Origin of the sequence: Amycolatopsis sp. NBC_00345 (genome assembly GCF_036116635.1) — a bacterium.
Taxonomy (GTDB): domain Bacteria; phylum Actinomycetota; class Actinomycetes; order Mycobacteriales; family Pseudonocardiaceae; genus Amycolatopsis.
The window spans coordinates 9,184,145-9,203,532 of record NZ_CP107995.1 but is presented as its reverse complement, the minus strand read 5'-3'; the positions used below and the strand labels follow the sequence as shown (position 1 = coordinate 9,203,532).

The 19,388-nt window shown below is 70.2% G+C and carries 18 protein-coding genes; 15 read left to right on the top strand and 3 right to left on the bottom strand.

Going from position 1 to position 19,388, the window contains the following annotated elements; genetic code table 11:
- Position 1: 1 nt before the first annotated feature.
- From OG943_RS41990 to OG943_RS41970, 5 genes are all read left to right on the top strand, one after another.
- The gene (locus tag OG943_RS41990; RefSeq protein ID WP_328606432.1) at positions 2 to 1,297 is read left to right on the top strand and encodes an MFS transporter; all 1,296 of its coding nucleotides are present in this window, start codon (positions 2 to 4) and stop codon (positions 1,295 to 1,297) included.
- 274 nt (positions 1,298 to 1,571) lie between these two features.
- A complete protein-coding gene (locus OG943_RS41985; protein WP_328606431.1) occupies positions 1,572 to 2,192 on the top strand; it encodes a PadR family transcriptional regulator in 621 nt (206 codons plus the stop codon).
- Positions 2,173 to 3,798 (top strand): DHA2 family efflux MFS transporter permease subunit, encoded by a 1,626-nt coding sequence (locus tag OG943_RS41980; RefSeq protein WP_328606430.1) that lies wholly within the window; start codon positions 2,173 to 2,175, stop codon positions 3,796 to 3,798. The genes OG943_RS41985 and OG943_RS41980 overlap by 20 nt, the downstream gene beginning before the upstream one ends.
- A gap of 584 nt (positions 3,799 to 4,382) precedes the next feature.
- On the top strand, positions 4,383 to 5,012 hold the full coding sequence (locus OG943_RS41975) for a Maf family protein (protein ID WP_328606429.1): 630 nt from the start codon (positions 4,383 to 4,385) through the stop codon (positions 5,010 to 5,012).
- Positions 5,013 to 5,103: 91 nt separating this feature from the next.
- The gene (locus OG943_RS41970; protein WP_328606428.1) at positions 5,104 to 6,432 is read left to right on the top strand and encodes a dicarboxylate/amino acid:cation symporter; all 1,329 of its coding nucleotides are present in this window, start codon (positions 5,104 to 5,106) and stop codon (positions 6,430 to 6,432) included.
- A gap of 43 nt (positions 6,433 to 6,475) precedes the next feature.
- Here the strand turns inward: OG943_RS41970 and OG943_RS41965 are convergent, their stop codons facing one another.
- Positions 6,476 to 7,201 (bottom strand): hypothetical protein, encoded by a 726-nt coding sequence (locus tag OG943_RS41965; RefSeq protein ID WP_328606427.1) that lies wholly within the window; start codon positions 7,199 to 7,201, stop codon positions 6,476 to 6,478.
- Positions 7,202 to 7,251: 50 nt separating this feature from the next.
- Between OG943_RS41965 and OG943_RS41960 the strand changes: the two genes are divergently transcribed.
- The 7 genes from OG943_RS41960 to OG943_RS41930 all read left to right on the top strand — a co-directional run bounded on the left by OG943_RS41960 (position 7,252) and on the right by OG943_RS41930 (position 12,965).
- Positions 7,252 to 7,542 carry an SAV_915 family protein gene (locus OG943_RS41960; protein ID WP_328606426.1) on the top strand — a complete coding sequence of 97 codons (291 nt, stop codon included), beginning with the start codon at positions 7,252 to 7,254 and terminating at the stop codon, positions 7,540 to 7,542.
- Positions 7,543 to 7,640: 98 nt separating this feature from the next.
- The gene (locus OG943_RS41955) at positions 7,641 to 9,431 is read left to right on the top strand and encodes an acetyl/propionyl/methylcrotonyl-CoA carboxylase subunit alpha (RefSeq protein WP_328606425.1); all 1,791 of its coding nucleotides are present in this window, start codon (positions 7,641 to 7,643) and stop codon (positions 9,429 to 9,431) included.
- 54 nt (positions 9,432 to 9,485) lie between these two features.
- Positions 9,486 to 10,067 carry a DUF1707 SHOCT-like domain-containing protein gene (locus OG943_RS41950; protein WP_328606424.1) on the top strand — a complete coding sequence of 194 codons (582 nt, stop codon included), beginning with the start codon at positions 9,486 to 9,488 and terminating at the stop codon, positions 10,065 to 10,067.
- 17 nt (positions 10,068 to 10,084) lie between these two features.
- Positions 10,085 to 10,477: a DUF1707 SHOCT-like domain-containing protein gene (locus OG943_RS41945; protein WP_328612310.1), complete on the top strand. Its 393-nt coding sequence runs from the start codon at positions 10,085 to 10,087 to the stop codon at positions 10,475 to 10,477.
- 74 nt (positions 10,478 to 10,551) lie between these two features.
- The gene (locus OG943_RS41940) at positions 10,552 to 11,793 is read left to right on the top strand and encodes a sensor histidine kinase (RefSeq protein WP_328612309.1); all 1,242 of its coding nucleotides are present in this window, start codon (positions 10,552 to 10,554) and stop codon (positions 11,791 to 11,793) included.
- Positions 11,790 to 12,407: a response regulator transcription factor gene (locus OG943_RS41935; RefSeq protein ID WP_328606423.1), complete on the top strand. Its 618-nt coding sequence runs from the start codon at positions 11,790 to 11,792 to the stop codon at positions 12,405 to 12,407. Before OG943_RS41940 ends, OG943_RS41935 begins: the two co-directional genes overlap by 4 nt.
- A gap of 27 nt (positions 12,408 to 12,434) precedes the next feature.
- The gene (locus tag OG943_RS41930; protein WP_328606422.1) at positions 12,435 to 12,965 is read left to right on the top strand and encodes a GNAT family N-acetyltransferase; all 531 of its coding nucleotides are present in this window, start codon (positions 12,435 to 12,437) and stop codon (positions 12,963 to 12,965) included.
- A gap of 106 nt (positions 12,966 to 13,071) precedes the next feature.
- Here the strand turns inward: OG943_RS41930 and OG943_RS41925 are convergent, their stop codons facing one another.
- The gene (locus tag OG943_RS41925) at positions 13,072 to 14,811 is read right to left on the bottom strand and encodes a glycerol-3-phosphate dehydrogenase/oxidase (protein WP_328606421.1); all 1,740 of its coding nucleotides are present in this window, start codon (positions 14,809 to 14,811) and stop codon (positions 13,072 to 13,074) included.
- Between the two features lie 234 nt (positions 14,812 to 15,045).
- Here OG943_RS41925 and OG943_RS41920 point away from each other — a divergent pair, with 234 nt between their 5' ends.
- From OG943_RS41920 to OG943_RS41910, 3 genes are all read left to right on the top strand, one after another.
- The gene (locus tag OG943_RS41920) at positions 15,046 to 15,792 is read left to right on the top strand and encodes an MIP/aquaporin family protein (RefSeq protein ID WP_328606420.1); all 747 of its coding nucleotides are present in this window, start codon (positions 15,046 to 15,048) and stop codon (positions 15,790 to 15,792) included.
- Between the two features lie 31 nt (positions 15,793 to 15,823).
- The gene (gene glpK, locus OG943_RS41915) at positions 15,824 to 17,332 is read left to right on the top strand and encodes a glycerol kinase GlpK (RefSeq protein WP_328606419.1); all 1,509 of its coding nucleotides are present in this window, start codon (positions 15,824 to 15,826) and stop codon (positions 17,330 to 17,332) included.
- A gap of 278 nt (positions 17,333 to 17,610) precedes the next feature.
- Positions 17,611 to 18,390, top strand: coding sequence for a polysaccharide lyase family 7 protein (locus tag OG943_RS41910; protein WP_328606418.1), 780 nt, complete (start codon positions 17,611 to 17,613; stop codon positions 18,388 to 18,390).
- A gap of 141 nt (positions 18,391 to 18,531) precedes the next feature.
- On the opposite strand, the gene OG943_RS41905 is transcribed toward OG943_RS41910, so the two are convergent.
- Positions 18,532 to 19,338, bottom strand: coding sequence for a VOC family protein (locus OG943_RS41905; RefSeq protein ID WP_328606417.1), 807 nt, complete (start codon positions 19,336 to 19,338; stop codon positions 18,532 to 18,534).
- Positions 19,339 to 19,388: the final 50 nt, after the last annotated feature.

Below are 19,388 nucleotides of genomic sequence, written 5' to 3'. Positions count from 1 at the left end.
CGTGCCTGAGGCCGTTGAGGCAGCAACGGCGCCGGGACCGCGGCCGCGTAAATTCGCCGCGCTCTACAACAAGGACTGCCGTCCGTACCTGTTCGGCACCGCGCTGGCCATGATGGCCGACAACATCGAGCACGTCATCACCTACTGGGTGCTGTGGGAGAAGTTCCACTCGCCCGCGCTCGCCGGGTTCGAGGTGATCAGCCACTGGGTGCCGTTCCTGCTGTTCTCGGTGTACTTCGGCTCGCTGGCCGACCGGCACGACTGCCGCCGGATCATCCAGGCGGCGCAGGTGCTGTTCATGGCCGTTTCGGTGGCGTGGGGCGTGCTCTTCCTGACCGGCTCACTGCAAGTGTGGGAAGCCTGCGTGCTGCTGGTGCTGCACGGCTGCGCGGGCGCGGTCTGGGGACCGGGCGAACAGCTGATGCTGCACGACTTCGTGGGCCCGGAGGAGCTGCCGAGCGCGGTGCGGCTCAACGCCACCTTCCGCAGCCTCGGCATCCTGTTCGGCCCGGTGGTCGGCTCGGCGCTGCTGCTCGGGCTGGGGCCGGTGGCCGGGATCTTCGCGAACGTCGCGTTCTACCTGCCGTTGACGATCTTCCTGTTCCGCACCAAGTTCACCGGCCACACCCGCGACGGCGGGGTGAAACGGCAGCGAGTGGGGCTGCTCGACTCGATCCGGGTGCTGCGCGAGGTCAAGGCCGACCCGACGATGATCGGCATGATCGTGCTCGCGGGCCTCGGGGCGTTTTTCGTGGGCGCCTCGCTGCAGACCTCGATGCCGATCTTCGCCCAGGACCTCGGCGCGGGGAACGCGGGCACGGCCTACGGCGTCCTGCTCTTCGCGAACGGCGCGGGCGGCGTGATCGGCGGCATCCTGCTCGAAGCGACCGGCAAGATCAAACCGAGCGTGAAGGCGGCCGTGGTGAGCACCGCGGTCTACGGCCTGTCGAGCCTGTTCTTCGCGATGACGGCCAGCTATCCGGTCGCGCTGGCCCTGCTGGTCATCGGCGGGGTGGCCAACCTGGCGTCGATGTCGATCGGCCAGACCGTCGTGCAGTTGCTCGCGAAACCCGCCGACCGCGGCCGCGTCATCGGGGTCTACAACGTTTCCGCGAGCGGCCTGCGCGCGGGCAGCGGCTTCACCGTCGGCCTGCTCGGCGCGGCGGTGGGCGTGCACTGGTCACTGGGCCTGAGCGCGGCGGCCCTGACCGTCGGCACGGGCATCGCGGGCTGGTACTCGCTCCGCGGCCTCCGGTCCCGCAAGCCGGTCGCGGAGACCGCTGGTTCCAAGGACTGACTCCGGGCCGATTTTCCGGCCGGTTCAGAAACCCCGCCGTCGCCTCCTCGGGCGCGGCGGGGTTTTCCGTGTCCGGCCCGTCGTCACCCACCCCGTCAGCCGGCGATCCGTTTTTGTCGGTCCCCCCTCGTACTCTCGACACCATCATCACCGGCTGTTGTCACCGACAGCGACAGGGCGCTCACCAGCGCAGATCACACTGGACCACGGCTACTCTGAGTCGTATAGTCCACGTGGAATAACCGACTTGGGCCAACTGAAGGGATCACCGAGCATGGCCGCGGCGAAACTGACCCCGATGGGCGTCGCTGTGCTGGAGCTTCTGCACGAGAAGCCCATGCACCCGTACGAGATGGCGCAGCTGATGCGCGAGCGGTACGTCGACAACCGGGTCAAGCTCAAGGCCGGCTCGCTCTACCACACGGTGGAACGCTTGCAGCAGAACGGATTCGTCGAGGTCGTCAACACCCAGCGCGACGGGCGCCGCCCGGAGCGGACGGTGTACGCGATGACCACGCCGGGCAAGGACGCCTTCCAGCAGCGGGCCCGCGAAATGCTCGGCGACGTCGTGCAGGAGTACCCGCAGTTCCTCAGCGGGCTGGGCGTGATCGACGACCTCGGCGCGGACATCGCGCTGGCGGAGCTGGAGCACCGCGTCACCCGGCTGCGGGCCGGCGTCGCCTCCGACCAGGTGGTCCTCAAGCGCATCCAGGACGACGGCACCCCGGAGATCTACTGGCTCGACTTCCGTTACCTCGCCGCCCAGCGGGCCTTCGAGCTCGAGTGGGCCGAACAACTGCTCGCCGACCTGTCCTCCGGCCGCATCCCGTTCCAGGACACCACGAACACACTCAGCCTCGTTACCAAGGAAAGTCATGAACGCAAGACAAGCTAATCCCTGGGCCGCGCTCAGCGCGCTGTGCCTCGGCTTCTTCATGATCCTGCTGGACACCACCATCGTGTCCATCGCGATCCCCGCCATGCTGCGGGAGCTCAACGCGGGACTGAACGCGGTCGTCTGGGTGATCAGTGTCTACCTGCTCACCTACGCCGTGCCGATGCTGTTCACCAGCCGGCTCGGCGACCGGTTCGGGCCGAAGCGGGTGTTCCTCGCCGGGCTCGTGGTGTTCACCGGGGCCTCGCTGTGGTGCGCCATGTCCGGCAACGTCGAAATGCTCATCACCGCCCGCGCGGTGCAGGGCCTCGGCGCGGCGCTGATGACGCCGCAGACCCTGGCGTTCATCACGCACCTGTTCCCGCCGGCCAAGCGCGGCCCGGCCATGGGCATGTGGGGCGGCGTCGCCGGGCTGGCCACGATCGCCGGCCCGCTGCTGGGCGGCGTGCTGGTGGACCACTTCGGCTGGGAGTGGATCTTCTACGTCAACGTGCCGATCGGGGTCATCGCGATCGTGCTGGTAATGGCACTGGTGCCGGACTGGCAGCCGAAGAACTCGCACTCGTTCGACGTGCTCGGGATCCTGCTCTCGGCGGCGGGGCTGTTCCTCATCGTCTTCGGCGTGCAGAACGGCCAGCAGTACGACTGGGGCACCGTGTCCGGCGGCATCACCGTGTTCGAGATCATCGGCGCCGGGGTGGTGCTGCTGGTCGCGTTCGTGTGGTGGCAGCGGGCCAACCGCAAGGAACCGCTGGTGCCGCTGAACGTGTTCGCGAACCGGAACTTCTCCGCGGGCACCCTGACCGCGGCCACCGTCGGCTTCACGATGACCGGCATGTTCCTGCCGCTGATCATCTACATCCAGACCGTGCTCGGCTTGAGCCCGACCCTGGCCGGGGCGCTGACCGCGCCGATGTCGCTGGTGTCGGGGATATTGGCGCCGTTCGTGGGGCGCGCGTCGGACAAGGTCAACGGCAAGTACCTGGTGATGGCCGGGCTGTCGCTGCTCGCGCTGGGCATCGGCATCATCGCGCTGCAGGCCCGGCCGGACACGAGCCCGTGGGCGCTGATCCCGGCGCTGCTGGTGTGCGGCCTCGGCATCGGCTGCATCTTCTCGCCGATGAGCAACCTGACGATGAGCGCGGTCGAGCCGCGGCTCACGGGCACCGCCTCGGGCATCTTCAACACCGCCCGCCAGGTCGGCGGCGTGCTGGGCAGCGCGGCCATCGGCGTGCTGCTGCAGGCGCGGATCAGCGCGTCGATCGCGGACGAGGCGAACGCCGCGGCGGCGCAGCTGCCGGAGCCGTACCGCGCGCCGTTCGCCGAGGGCATCGCGCACGCCGCGGCGTCCACCGGGGAGTTCGGCTCGTCCTCGGGCCCCGCGCCGATCCCGGGCCTGCCCGCGGACCTCGCCGCGCAGGCCGGCCGCCTGGCCACCGAGGCCGTCCACAATGGACTCACCGACGCCGCCCGCACGACGCTGATCCTGCCGATCGCCGTCCTGTTGCTGGGGGTCGTCTCGGCCGCGGTCATGCGCCGCGCGAGGCCTCCCCGTCAGCACACCCCCACGCCCACCCAGGAGTCCGAGGCTCCCGCGGCGGCCTGACCCGCGGCCGGTGGGCGGCCACCACGCCGCCCGCCGGCCCGGAAAACACGTGACGGCCCCCGGCGCCGGTGCGGGAACCGGGGCCGGGGGCCGTCACGCTTACCGCGGGAGAGAGGTCAGTGCCGGCGACACGAAGCCGTGGCCGTGGCCATTGCTGTGGCCGTCCGGGACGAGCGTGGGTAACCGAGTTCGTGGGCCGCGGAGCGGGCCGGCTGAAAGCCGGGCTTCAGCTTCGCGACGGTGTTGCTGCCTCAAAGGCCCTGGTCTTAGGGGCCGAGGCCGGGTCCGCCGGGCCAGGCACCACGCCCTTCGGCGTGCGGTGTTTCGCCCACCACAGCGACCGCGACCTGGTGGAACGAGCCGATTCCGTAACCCGCACAGTCATAGGTCACCGTCGTGCCCTTCCCGGCGTCAGCGCTGACGCCGTCGAAGATGGTCGTACGCGTGTGGTGCGGAGGTGTGCCATCGTTCCCCCTCCGGGAGCCCTCAAACAGATATGTTGCGAGCAACAACAAACTAACTCGACGATCGGGTGTCGCGGGTCACAATTCGGCATCAACGAGGGCGGGCGGTAACTTTCCCCCGTGCGCCTCGTTCTCGCTTCCCAGTCCCCCGCCCGCCTCATGCTGCTGCGCAGCGCCGGTCTCGACCCGAGCGTCGTCGTGTCCGGCGTCGACGAAGACGCGGTGGCCGCCGCGCTCACCGACCCCGCCCCCGAGGAGCTGGTCACGGCGCTGGCCAAGGCCAAGGCCGAGGCGGTGTTCGGGACCGTCGCCGGCACCCACGCCGACTCCGTGATCGTCGCCTGCGACTCGATGCTGTCGATCGGCGGCGAGATGGTCGGCAAGCCCGGCACGCCCGAGGTCGCCCGCCGCCGCTGGGCGGACATGGCCGGCCGGTCCGGCGAGCTCCTCACCGGCCACGCCCTGATCCGCATCGACGGCGGCCGGCGGGTCAAGGAGGCCGAGGGCAGCCAGCATACGACCGTCCACTTCGGACGCCCGACCGACGAGGAGGTCGAGGCCTACATCGCCACCGGCGAGCCGCTGCAGGTGGCGGGCGCCTTCACCCTCGACGCGCTGGGCGGCTGGTTCGTCGAGGGCATCGAGGGCGACCCGTCGAGCGTGATCGGCCTCAGCCTGCCGCTGGTGCGCCGGCTGCTGGGCGAGGTCGGCGTCAGTGTCGTGGATCTCTGGCGGACGTCCACATCCTGAGAGCACTGTCACCCGAACGAGTGATCCGGAAGAGTTCGTTGCGGCCCAAACCGGGCCATAACGGGAACTTTCGAACCTTGGGGGTGGCCTCGTGTCCCTCATCCGGACGTACACGCGACCGCGTGTTTTCGCGGCCGCAGTACTCGGCTCGCTCGTCGTCGGCGCCGCACTCGGTGTCCTCGCGCGGACGACGGGCGCCGGCTGGCTGACCGATCTGCTGGACCAGATCGGCACGATCTTCACCACGCTGCTGCAGATCGCCGTGATCCCGCTGGTCTTCACCGCGATCGTGGTCGGCATCACCAGCCTGCGCAACCTCGGCGGCGGCCGGAAAGCCGCGCGGCTCGGCGGCAAGACCGTGCTGTGGTTCGCCATCACGTCGCTGATCGCCTCGCTCATCGGCATCGCCGCCGGGCGGCTGTTCGACCCGGGCTCGGGCGGGCTGGGCGCCGGCATCGCCGCCACCGCGAAGAACGCCGACAAGGCCGCGAAGAGCGTGAGCGGCTGGGGTTCGTGGGACTCGTTCGTGAACGGCCTGCTGCCGGAGAACTTCTTCTCCGCCTTCGCCGACGGCAACACGCTGCAGGTGCTCTTCCTCGCCGTGGTGATCGGCGCCGCGGCCTACAGCCTCGGTGATCGCGCGAAGCCGTTCGTGGACTTCACCACGAGTGTCTTCGAGGTCGTCCAGCGCTACCTCGGCTGGATCGTCCGGCTCGCCCCGATCGGCATCATCGGCCTGATCGGCGCGGCGGTGTCGAACTACGGCGACGCGCTGTTCCGCCCGCTGCTGTCGGCCACGCTCGCGGTCTACGCGGGCTGCTTGGTGGTCCTGTTCGTCGTCTACCCGATCCTGCTGCGGTTCGTCGCGAAGGTGAGCCCGGCGAAGTTCTTCGCCAAGGCGGGCACGGCGATCCAGTTCGCGTTCGCCTCGCAGTCCTCGTCCGCGACGCTGCCGCTGACCCGCCAGGCCGCGGTGAACCTCGGGGTGGACCCGGCCTACGCGGCGTTCGCCACCCCGCTCGGCAGTGCGACCAAAATGGACGGTTGCGCGGCCGTTTTCCCGGCCATCGGCGCCATCTTCATCGCGAACCTGGCCGGGGTGCAGCTGAGCATCGGACAGTACGCGGGCATCGCCGGAGTCGCGGTCCTCGGCGCGCTCGCCACGGCCGGCACCACCGGCTGGCTGACCGCGCTCACGCTGACCACGGCGTTCATCGGCCTGGACGCGAAGCAGGTCGCGCTCGGCATCGCGCTGATCTACTCCGTGAACCCGATCATGGACATGATGCGCACGGCCACGAACGTCGCGGGCCAGATCGTGGTCCCGACGGTGGTGGCGCGCAGCGAGGGCCTGCTGGACGACGAGGTGCTCAACGCCCCGGCCGACGCGAAAGCAGACGCGGTGCCCACCGCCGCGTGAAGGACTCGTGAGTGGCTATGCCGGTTAGAACCGTCATAGCCACTCACGAGGGGCAGGCGGAAAGCTCGCTGCGCCGGACCTGGACCGCGGGCCAGCCGCGCAGCTGCGACGGCGACGTCACCTTGCGCGTGCAGCCGACGATTTCGCCGCTCAGCTGGTAAACCTCGGCGAGCACGGGCGCGGCCTGGCAGGTCGTGGTGCCCGGGGTCGCGCCGGGACACTCGTGGCGGACGAGGACCAGGTCCGGGCGGCCGTCCTGGTCGACGTCGTCGAGGACGATGGTGCCGGCGTCGGCGAAGTAGGGCTGGCCGAAGTCGCGCCAGACGCCGCCCGACTCGATCAGCAGCTCACCGAAAGCGCCACCGCTGACGTCGCCGCGCACGAGGCAGGCCGATGTGGTGCCGGCTATGCACTGGAGCGAGTTCGGCGCGAGCTTCGCCCCCATCCCGGTGATCGCCAGCTCGAACTCGGTGTCCGGCTTCGCGCCGACGCGCACCCGGCCCCAGCCGCCGGTCGCGTCGGCCAGCAACGAGACCGGGGTGCCGCCGACGGTCATGGCCGCCAGCTCACGGCACGGCCCCGTGCCACACGTCGTGGCCGTCGACTGGTCCGGTGCCGGCGCGGCGATCTGCGGCGCCCCCGCAACCGAGTCCGCCTCTGAGTGCGAGCGCAGGACGACAACCGCGACAAGCGCCGCCGCTGTCACCAAGGCCGCGAGCAGCGCGGTGAGCAGCGCCGATCGTGGCGTCCGCTTCGGCGAAGTCCCCATATCCGAGACTGTAGGCGACCTTGCGCTGAGTGGCCGTCTATGTTGTCCCGGTGACGAACCCCAATCTTCCGCCGGCCCTTTACCTCCCGACTGGTCCGGTCTCCGGCACCACCGACGGCGGCACCGGCGCGAACGTCGAACTGCGCCGCACCCCGGACGGGCGGGTGGCGCTGGTCGCCTTCACCGCGCTCGACCGGCTGGTCGACTGCTGCGGCGAGCACCAGCCGTGGATCATGATCAACACCGAGCACCTGCCGCGGATCCACCAGGCCAACCCCTACGACGTGATCGTGCTGGACTCCGAACTCCCGGTCGAGCTGCGCCACGGCGCGCGGGTATAACAAGAGCCGGGTGGTCCAGCTCTCATCCCAGCCGGTACGGCGGTCCGTAGACTCCCGGGTTACCAGCAGTGGAGCTGACGTGACACGGGAGGTACGGGGTGACCGAGCAGGACGTCGCGAGCACGGGTGGTCCGGTGACCAGGATCCTGGTCGCCAACCGGGGTGAGATCGCGGTCCGCGTGATCAGGGCGGCGAAGGACGCGGGGCTGACGAGTGTCGCCGTGTACGCCGACCCCGACCGTGACGCTCCCCATGTGCGCCTGGCCGACGAAGCCTTCGCGCTCGGCGGCAGCACCGCCGCGGAGAGCTACTTGTCCATCGACAAGCTGCTCGACGTCGCGAAGCGGGCCGGCGCGGACTCCGTCCACCCGGGATACGGCTTCCTTTCCGAGAACGCCGAGTTCGCCCAGGCCGTGCTAGACGCGGGCCTCACGTGGATCGGGCCGAGCCCACAGTCCATTCGCGACCTCGGCGACAAGGTGACCGCGCGGCACATCGCGATGCGCGCCGGCGCCCCGCTTGTGCCCGGCACCAAGGAGCCGGTGCAGGACGCGAGCGAGATCATCGCGTTCGCCGACGAGCACGGCCTGCCCGTGGCGATCAAGGCGGCGTTCGGCGGCGGCGGGCGCGGCCTCAAGGTGGCGCGCACACGCGAAGAGATCCCCGAGCTGTTCGAGTCCGCCACGCGCGAGGCCGTCGCCGCGTTCGGCCGTGGCGAGTGCTTTGTGGAGCGCTACCTGGACAAGCCGCGGCACGTCGAGGCGCAGGTGCTGGCCGACCAGCACGGCAACGCCATCGTGGTCGGCACGCGGGACTGCTCGCTGCAGCGCCGCCACCAGAAGCTGGTGGAGGAGGCGCCCGCGCCGTACCTCACCGACGACCAGCGCGCCCGGATCCACTCCTCGGCCAAGGCGATCTGCCAGGAGGCCGGCTACTACGGCGCCGGCACGGTCGAGTACCTGGTGGCCACCGACGGCACCATCTCGTTCCTCGAGGTGAACACCCGGCTGCAGGTGGAGCACCCCGTCTCCGAGGAGACGACCGGGCTGGACCTGGTGCGCGAGATGTTCCGCATCGCGCGCGGCGAGAAGCTGCGGATCACCGAAGACCCCGAGCCGCGCGGCCACTCGATCGAATTCCGCATCAACGGCGAGGACGCCGGGCGCGGCTTCCTGCCGGCGCCGGGCACCGTGACGAAGTTCGTGGCGCCGAGCGGCCCCGGCGTGCGCGTCGACTCCGGGGTGGAGTCCGGCAGCGTGATCGGCGGCCAGTTCGACTCGATGCTCGCCAAGCTGATCGTCACCGGCTCCGACCGCGACAACGCGCTGGAGCGCAGCCGTCGTGCGCTGGCCGAGATGGTCGTCGAGGGCATGGCGACCGTGCTGCCGTTCGACCGCGTGATCGTGGACCATCCGGCGTTCATCGGCGACGACAACGGCTTCGGCGTGTACACCGACTGGATCGAGACCGAGTTCGACAACCGGATCGAGCCGTTCACCGCGCCGGAAGCCGACGCCGAAGAAGAGGCGCCGCGGCAGAACGTGGTCGTCGAGGTCGGCGGACGTCGGCTCGAGGTCTCGCTGCCGGGCGGCTTCGCCCTCGAAGGCGGCGCGGCCACGGCAACGAAGTCCAAGCCGCGCAAGCGTGCGGGCGGCGCGAAGGCCACCGTGAGTGGTGACGCCGTGACGGCGCCGATGCAGGGCACGATCGTCAAGATCGCCGTCGAAGAGGGCCAGCAGGTCGAGGCCGGCGAGCTGATCGTGGTGCTCGAGGCGATGAAGATGGAAAACCCGGTCACCGCACACAAAGCGGGCACGGTTACCGGACTTTCGGTCGAGGTCGGCGCCGCCGTGACGCAGGGAACGCAGCTTCTGGAGCTCAAAGACTGAAGTTGTGCCGAATGTCGTGGGTCGGCGGCCGCTGGGCGGCATACCATCGATGACGTGACAGAGGTTCCGTCTCCGCAGCTGCGGATCAGCGACCAGGAGCGGGAATCCGCACTGAGCGCGCTCGGCGATCACATGACCGCCGGGCGGATCGACATCGACGAATACGGTGATCGCTCAGCCCGGATCACCGCGGCCAAGACGCGGGGTGAGCTGGGCGAGCTGTTCGCCGACCTGCCCCAGCCGCACCCGACGTACGGCGGGACGGCGGTCGCCGCGTCTCCACCGGCGGACTCGGCTCCGGCTCCCCAGCCGGAGCCGTCGACTGCCGTGGCCGCGCCGCGCGGCTGGTCCGGCGGTCAGCGGCTGGCCGCCTCGATCGTGCCGCTGGCCTGGCTGGTGGCCATCGTGCTCATCTCGACCGGTGTGGTCGCCGCCTGGCCGATGATCGCGCTGCCGATCGCGTGCACCATCTTCGGCCGGGCGCTGTGGGGGCGCGGCTCGGACGACGACGATCGCGACCGTGACGACCGCCAGGACGACCGCCGGATGGACCACCGCGAGCACCGGCTCGACCACCGTGACCGGCGTCGCGAGATGCGCGACGAGTTCCGTCGCCAGCGCCGTTTCGACCGCTGAGGACCGCCGTGACCGACATGCGGCTGAGCGACGACGAGCGGCAGGACGCCCTCGACGTCCTCACCGAGCACGTCCGCACCGGGCGGCTCGACGTCGACGAGTACGGCACCCGCTCGGCGAAGGTGACGGCCGCGAAACATGTCAGCGATCTGTTCCCCCTGTTCGACGACCTGCCGTCGCCGCGGCCGAGCGCGCTGCTGACCGCGACACGGGACAACGGCGCGCCGGTGCCGCGCGCACCGGGCCGGCCCGTGGGTGAGAGCCCGTTGACGCGGTGGGCGATGCGCAGCGCGGTGCCGATCGCCGTGGTGCTGGCCATCGCGGTCTTCGTGCTCTCGCGCGGGCGGCTGATCCTGGTCTTCGCGCTGCCGCTGGCCGTTCTGCTCATCACGGGCTGGCGGCGGCGCTGATCCACCGATCGGTGGATGCCGCGGTCGATCGACGGACTCCCCTGCGCAGCCCGGACTGCAAGAATCTCCCCGTGATGGGTCTGCGGCCGGGTGAGGTCGACCCGCGGGCCGAACGGCTCGGCGGGCGGATCCTCGCCGGGGTGGGCCTGGTCGGACTCGGCATCTGCACGACCATCGCCGCCTCGCTGCCGCACGGCGAACCCGCCCAGTGGCGGCTCACGCTGGTGTTCGTCGCGGTCACCGCCGCGTGGATCCTGGGAATTGTCCCGGTGTTCCCGCGGCGGCATCGGCGGCCGTGGCTCGCGGTGGTCTTCTTCCTCGGCCTGCTCGCCGGTTCGGCGGTACTGGGCGCGCGGGTGGAGACGTTCACCGCCTTCGCGTCCGTCGGCTACCCGATCGCCTTCTCGCTCTTCAGCGCCCGGTGGAGCATCTTCGCGGTCGCCGCGACGGCGGTGGTCCCGGTGGTGGTCCACAGCGGCTGGAGCGCGGACGCCACCGCCCCGGCCTGGGTGGTCGTGGTGTCGGTGATCGGCCCGATGCTCTTCGTCGCCTGGTTCGTGGGGGTGGAGAACGACAAACGCAAGCGCGCCAACGCCGAACTGGCCGAGTCCAACGCCCGGCTGGAGACCGCGCTGGGGGAGAACGCCGGGCTCCAGGCCCAGCTGCTGGCGCAGGCGCGTGAAGCCGGGGTGCTCGACGAGCGCCAGCGCATGGCGCGCGAAATCCACGACACGCTGGCGCAGGGCCTCACCGGCATCGTCACGCAGCTGCAGGCCGCCGACCGCGCCACCTCCGAAGCCTCCCGAGAACGGCACCTGACGCAGGTCCACACGCTGGCGAAGGACAGTCTCACCGAGGCGCGCCGCGCCGTGCAGGCGCTGCGGCCCGAACCCCTCACGGACTCGCGGCTGCCGGAGGCGCTGGCGGACCTGGCGCGGCGCGTCACGGGTACGTCCGGCGTCGCCGTGTCAGCGGAGACTTCCGGCGAAGCGCGGCAGCTGTTGCCGGAGCTGGAAGTGACGCTGTACCGCGTCGCGCAGGAAGCGTTGGCGAACGCGGAAAAGCACGCGCGGGCGTCGCGGATCGGCGTCACGCTGACCTACGCCGACGACGTGGTGCTGCTCGACGTCCGCGACGACGGCGCCGGCTTCACCCCCGGCGAACCCGCCCGCGGCGACGGCACGGGCTTCGGCCTGCAGGCGATGCGACAGCGCGTGCACCGGGTCGCGGGCACGCTGGCGATCGAGTCCGCGCCGGGAGAGGGCACCGCGGTGAACGTGCAGGTCCCGGCGATCGCCCTGGCGGCGGACTCGTGATCCGCGTCCTGCTCACCGACGACCACCCCGTGGTCCGCGACGGCCTGCGCGGCGCGCTCGAAGGCGAGCCCGACATCGAGGTGGCCGGCGAGGCCGCGACCGGCGCCGAGGCGCTGGCCTTCGTCGCGCGCCACCACCCCGACGTCGTCCTGATGGACCTGCGGATGCCGGAGCTGGACGGCGTCGGCGCGATCCGGCGGCTGGCCGTCGAGCACCCGGCGGTGCGGGTGCTGGTGCTCACGACGTACGACTCCGATTCCGACGTGCTGCCCGCCATCGAGGCCGGCGCGACCGGTTACCTGCTCAAGGACGCGCCGGTGGCGGACCTGCTGCGCGCCGTCCGCGCGGCCGCCCGCGGCGAGTCCGTGCTCGCGCCGAGCGTCGCGGCCCGGCTGATGGCCCCGCTGCGCCTTACCCCGGCGGGTGAACTTACGCCGCGGGAGCGGGAAGTCCTGCGCCTCGTCGCGGAGGGCTCGACCAACGCGGCGGCCGCGCGACGGCTGTTCATCAGCGAGGCGAGCGTGAAAACGCACCTGCTGCACCTCTACGCGAAGCTTGGCGTGAACGACCGGGCGGCCGCTGTGGCCGAGGCCTACCGGCGAGGCCTCCTCTGACCCGCCGCGCGCGGTTACGCTCGTGGGGTGGAACCCGTGGAAATCAACGCGGGCGCGTACTACCTGCGCCAGCTGCGGGCGGACCGGCACCTCGATGACCGGGCCGCGCTGATGGAGGCGTTCGCCGATCCGGCGCACCGCCGGTACTTGCTGAACTACCGGCTGCGGACGCTCGACGAAGCCACCGAGTACATCGCGTTACGCGCCGCGCAGTGGGCGTGCGACGAGCGGTGCTCGTGGGCCGTCGCGGAGCCGCCGACGGGGCGGCTGCTCGGCGAAGTCGGGCTGCGCGAGCTGGACCTCACCTTCGACACCGCCGAGGCGGCTGTGTGGACGCACCCCGCCGAGCGCGGCAAGGGCATCGCGGCGACGGCGCTCGCCTCGGCCCTGCGCTACGGGTTCGGCGGGCTCGGCCTGCAGGAAATCAGCTACCGGCACGAGGAGAGCAACGCCGTCTCCGCGGCCGTCGCGGCCCGGTGCGGCTTCACGCTCGTCGGGCCGGAACGCGACCCGTCGCCGTCCGGCGAGCCCCTGATCCGCTGGATCCGCAAGGCCTGACGCGGCACCGCCGATGTCCCTGAAGGCCACCATGAGGGCATCCAGGTCCCTGAAGGTGGCCTTCAGGGACCTGGACGACAGCGGCCCCGCGGGCCTGAGAACGACGTCAGCTGACGGGCTCGATGATGCCCGCCCTGGCCTCGGGCGCGGCGGCGCGCAGGGCGTCGGCCAGGTCGTCCGTGGCCTGCGACTGCGACTCCTTCTCCGCCTGCACCCGGGCCGAGTAGACCTCGACCTCGCGGTCGATCGTCTCCGCCGACCAGCCGAGCACCTCGCCGACCAGCTGCGCGACCTGCTTCGCGCAGTCGACGCCGCGGTGGGCGTACTCGATGGAGATGCGCGTCCGGCGGGCGAGCACGTCCTCGAGGTGCAGCGCGCCCTCGTGGGTGGCCGCGTACACGACCTCGACGCCGAGGTAGTCCGGCGCCGACTCGATCGGCTTGAGCAGCTCCGGCCTGCCGTTGGCGAGCGCCAGCACCTCGTGCACCAGCGAGCCGTAACGGTCGAGCAGGTGCCGTACGCGGTACGGGTGCAGCCCGTGCTCGGAGGCCAGGTGGTCGGCCTGGTTGACCAGCGCGTGGTAGCCGTCGGCGCCGATCAGCGGCACCTTGTCCGTGATGGACGACGGCGGCCGGCCGGGCAGGTCCACCACGGCGGCGTCGACGGCGTCGGCCGCCATCACCCGGTACGTCGTGTACTTGCCGCCCGCGATCGCGACCAGGCCCGGCGCCACCCGCGCGACGGCGTGCTCGCGCGAGAGCTTCGACGTCTCCTCGCTCTCCCCCGCCAGCAGCGGCCGGAGACCGGCGTACACACCCTCGATGTCGTCGTGCGAAAGCGGGGTGGCCAGCACCTTGTTGACGTGCTCGAGGATGTAGTCGATGTCGTGCTTGGTGGCCGCGGGGTGCGCCAGGTCGAGGTTCCAGTCGGTGTCCGTGGTGCCGACGATCCAGTGGTTGCGCCACGGGATCACGAACAGCACCGACTTCTCCGTGCGCAGGATCAGCCCCGACTCCGAGACGATCCGGTCGCGCGGCACGACGATGTGCACACCCTTGCTCGCGCGGACGCGGAACCGGCCGCGGCCGCCGGACAGGCGCTGCAGCTCGTCGGTCCACACGCCGGTGCAGTTGATCACGGCGCCGGCCTGGATCTCCGTCTCACGCCCGTCCTCGACGTCGCGCACGCGGACGCCGGAGATCCGGTCGGCCTCGTGCAGGAATCCGACGACCTGCGTCGACGTGCGCACGACGGCGCCGTAGTGCGCGGCCGTGCGGGCGACGGTCATGGTGTGCCGGGCGTCGTCGGACTGCGCGTCGTAGTACCGGATTCCGCCGATCAGCGACGAGCGCTTCAGCGCCGGCACCATCCGCAGCGCACCCGCCCGGGTCAAATGCTTCTGCCCCGGCACGGACCGGGCGCCGCCCATCGTGTCGTACATCAACAGCCCGGCCGCGGTGTACGGCCGCTCCCACATCCGGTGGGTCAGCGGGTACAGGAAGCTCACCGGCTTCACCAGGTGCGGGGCCAGCTTCGTCAGCATCAGCTCACGCTCGTGCAGCGCCTCGCGGACCAGCCCGAACTCGAGCTGCTCCAGGTACCGCAGCCCGCCGTGGAAGAGCTTGCTCGACCGGCTGGACGTGCCGGACGCGAGGTCGCGGGCCTCGACCAGCGCCACCCGGAGCCCGCGCGTGGCCGCGTCGAGCGCGGTTCCGGCACCGACCACACCGCCGCCTATGACCACCAGGTCGAAGGTCTCCTTGCCGAGGCGCTCCCAGGATTCTTCCCGGCGGAGCGGGCCCAGCCGGGCCGCGGTCTGATCGGCTTCGTGCTGAGAACTCGTCACCAGTCACTCCTCCTCGTGCTACCGGAGTCCAGCATCGCACGGGTCGGTGACCACGCGCTCACCTCGGTGTGACACGTGTGGCGTAACCCTCCAAGATCTTGGTGACATTGGTGGCATCAGTGCCTGGAATGATCATGTACGCACAGGTAACGTCCCCCCGATCTGGGTCGGCAACGATGCCGTGGCACCGCGTGATCGGCCCTGCGCAGAGTGTCCAGTGTGGAGGTAACGAGCTTGAGTGCCGGAGCGATTTTCATCTGGGAGCTGCTGGGTACAGCAGTGCTGATCCTCTTGGGTAACGGCGTCGTGGCCAACCACGTGCTGCGTAAGAACAACGGTCACAACGCCGGGACGTTGTTCATTACTTTCGGCTGGGCCTTCGGTGTGTTCGCGGGTGCCAGCATCGCCGCGCCGAGCGGCGCGCACCTGAACCCGGCCGTCACCCTCGGGCTCGCCATGGCGGGCAAGACGCCGTGGTCCGATGTGCCGTACTACATCCTCGGCCAGATGGTCGGCGCCATCCTCGGCGCCGTGCTGTGCTGGGCGGTCTACAAACTGCAGTTCGACGACCACCCCGAGCCCGCCGAGACGCTGGGCATCTTCTCCACCGCACCGCAGATCCCGAACAAGGTGTGGAACCTGGTGACCGAGATCATCGGCACGTTCGTGCTGGTCGCGTGGATCCTGCTGAGCCCGGTCTACGCGACGAGCGGCGGCACGCCGAACTTCGGCAACTCCGCGCTCGGCTACGCGGGTGTGTCCTTTGTGGTCCTGGTCATCGGCATCTCGCTCGGCGGGCCCACGGGCTACGCCATCAACCCGGCGCGTGACCTCGGCCCGCGCATCGCCTACTCGTTCATCCTGCCGATCAAGAACAAGCGCGACGGGAACTGGGGCTACTCCTGGATCCCCGTCCTCGGCCCGCTGGTCGGCGGCGCGCTGGCCGCGCTGCTGTACCTCGCCGTGCACAACCTGACCTGACCCCGACCGCCGAGTTACCCGGAGCTAAAACATGACCTCGTACGTAGCCGCGATCGACCAGGGCACCACGTCGACCCGCTGCATGATCTTCGACCACTCCGGCCGGGTGGTCGCCGTCGACCAGCGTGAGCACGAGCAGATCTTCCCCAAGGCGGGCTGGGTCGAGCACAACGCCGAAGAGATCTGGGAGAACACGCGCGCCGTCGCCGCGGGCGCGCTGGCGAAGGCCGACCTGAAGCCGAGCGACATCGCCGCCGTCGGCATCACCAACCAGCGCGAGACGGCGCTGGTGTGGGACCGCAAGACCGGCAAGCCGGTGTACAACGCGATCGTCTGGCAGGACACCCGCACCGACAAGATCGTCACCGAGCTGGGCGCGCTCGGCGGCGGCCAGGAGCGGTACCGGCAGAAGGTCGGCCTGCCGCTGGCGACCTACTTCTCCGGCCCGAAGGTCAAGTGGATCCTCGACAACGTCGAGGGCGCCCGCGCGCGGGCGGAGGCCGGTGACCTGATCTTCGGCAACATGGACACCTGGGTGCTGTGGAACATGACCGGCGGGGTCGACGGCGGCATCCACGTCACCGACCCGACCAACGCCTCGCGCACGCTGCTGATGGACCTCGACACGCTCCGCTGGGACGAGGGCATCGCCGCCGAGATGGGCATCCCGCTGTCGATGCTGCCGGAGATCCGGTCTTCTTCGGAGGAGTACGGCAAGGTCCGCGAGCGGGGCGCGCTCGCGGGCGTGCCGATCGCGGGCATCCTCGGCGACCAGCAGGCGGCGACGTTCGGCCAGGCCTGCCTCTCCCCCGGCGAGGCCAAGAACACTTACGGCACCGGCAACTTCGTACTGCTCAACACCGGCACCGAGAAGGTGATGTCGGAAAACGGCCTGCTCACCACCGTCTGTTACAAGATCGGCTCGAACGACACGGTGTACGCGCTGGAGGGCTCCATCGCGGTCACCGGCTCGCTGGTGCAGTGGCTGCGCGACAACCTGGGCCTGCTCACGAACGCGGCCCAGGTCGAGGAGTACGCCCGCACGGTGGAGGACAACGGCGGCGCGTACTTCGTGCCGGCGTTCTCCGGCCTCTTCGCGCCGTACTGGCGTTCCGACGCGCGCGGCGCGATCGTCGGCCTCACCCGGTTCGTCAACAAGGGCCACCTGGCGCGGGCGGTGCTGGAGGCCACGGCGTTCCAGTCGCGTGAGGTGATCGACGCGATGAACGCCGACTCCGGCGTGCCGCTCAAGTCGCTGAAGGTCGACGGCGGCATGGTCGTGAACGAGCTGCTGATGCAGTTCCAGGCCGACATCCTCGGTGTGCCGGTGATCCGGCCGGTGGTGGCCGAGACGACCGCGCTGGGCGCCGCGTACGCCGCCGGGCTGGCCGTCGGCTTCTGGGAGTCCGAGGACGACATCCGCACCAACTGGGCGCAGGACAAGCAGTGGGACCCGTCGATGGACGAGGCCCGGCGCGAGTCCGAGTACCGCAACTGGAAGAAGGCCGTGACGAAGACCTTCGACTGGGTGGAGGACTGAGGCCGGCCGCCCTTGCTCCGGTGACCGGAACCCGGGCCCCGCGCTCACCCTTGACCGGGTGGCGCGGGGCCCTTTTATTTTTGCGGACCTGCCGGAATTTCGCCCGAAACATCCGTTTTTTATTCAGGCAGTTGAATGCCGGTTCACCCATGTGACGACCCCATTTACCGGCCGGAAAATGGCTGTCCATCCTCTTGACCTTTTTGGTTCGGACCACACACACTGGTCGGCAACGTGATCCGGAACACGGCCTTCCTCTCCCCGTCCCCAGGAGAATTATGTCCACCATTCGCGTGACCCGGCTATTCGCCTGCGCCACGGCCGTCGCCCTCGGTGCGCTGGCCGTCCAGGTCGTCCCCGCTTCGGCGGCCTCGCTCGACCCGGGCGCCCCTCCGGGCAGCAACTTCAACCTGTCCCTCTGGGAGCTGCAGGAGCCCACCGGCTCGCCGGGCAGCCCCGACACCATCTCGCCGTCGAAGCTCAAGGGCGGCTTCCAGGACAAGTACTTCTACACCGACTCCGGCGACGGCTCGATGACCTTCTGGGACCCGGAAAATGGGGTCACCACACCGAATTCCAACTACTCACGCTCCGAGCTGCGCGAGATGGCGTCCTCGGGCAAGGCGGCGAGCTGGAAGGTCCCCGGCACGCACAAGCTCAACGCCAGTGTGAAGGTCACCGAGGTGCCCGACCACGTGTGCGTCGGCCAGATCCACCTCGCCGAGGGCAGCGGCTCGACCAAGCCGGTGGTGGAGCTGTACTACTACAAAAACGGCGACATCAAGATGGGCGTCGAGCGAGGCCCGGACGGCGGCCAGGACCAGCACAAGGTCGGAAACGTGCCGCTCGGCACCCAATGGTCTTACACGATCAGCCTCACCGGCGGCGATACGCTCGGGCTCACCGTGAACGGCAAGAACACCACCTGGCCGTTGCCGTCTTCATTCAAGAGCTACCCGATGTATTTCAAGGCCGGCGACTACGACCAGACCAGCGGAAGCAGTTCCACGGTGGGCGCGCGAGTGCATTTCTATTCGCTCTCGCTTTCCCACAGCTGAATGGGCGACCGGGTGCGCCGGACAATCCGGCACACCCGGTGCTGTTCAGCCCCGGTGCTGTTCAGCCCCGGTGCTGTTCAGCCCTGGTCCTGTTCAGCCCTGGTCCTGTTCAGCCCTGGTCCTGTTCAGCCCTGGTCCTGTTCAGTCCTTCCAGCCCGGCGGGTTGCCGGACTGCTCGTTCGGCATCATCAGCCGGAACGCCGCGCCCTGGTCGTCCACCGCCGTCACCAGGCGGCCGTGCGGGGTGTCGGCCGGCGCGTCCACGACCTGGCCGCCCAGCTCGGTGACGCGCGCGGCGGAAGCATCGGCGTCGGCCACCCAGAAGTACGCCAGCCAGCTCGACGGGATCTCCGCGGGCACCTCCGGGCCCAGCTGCCCCAGCCCGCCCACCGGGCGGCCCGCGAGGTCCAGCGTCGAATACGTGAACCCGCCGCTGGACAGGTCACCGAACCCGTAGCCGAAAACCTCTCCGTAGAAGGACTTCGCCGCGGCGAAGTCCCGGCTCATGCACTCGTTCCACGCCGGCGCGCCGGGGGCGTCGAGCACCCCCGTGCCGTAGTGGTCACCCGCCTGCCACAGCCCGAAGACGGCACCGGCCGGGTCCTGGGCGATCGCCATGCGGCCCGCGCTCATGACGTCCATCGGCGGCGCCAGCACGGTGCCGCCGGCCTCGGTGACGGCCGCGACGGTCTTGTCCACATCGGACACCGCGAGGTACGTCGTCCACGCGGCCGGCATGCCCTCCTGTCCCGGCGGCGTCTCGCCCACCCCCGCGACCGGCCGGCCGGCCACCATCGCCATGCCGTAGAAACCCGTGTCGGCGCCACCGACCTCGATCTGCCAGCCCAGCAGGCCCTGGTAGAACTCCGCGGCCCGCACGCGGTCGGGCACCATCAGATCCACCCAGCACGGCGTGCCATCGGCCCAGCGCTCGTCTCGGTACAGCATTTGACTCTCCCACCATCGGTTGTGTCAGTGGTCACAGTGTTGCACCGGGC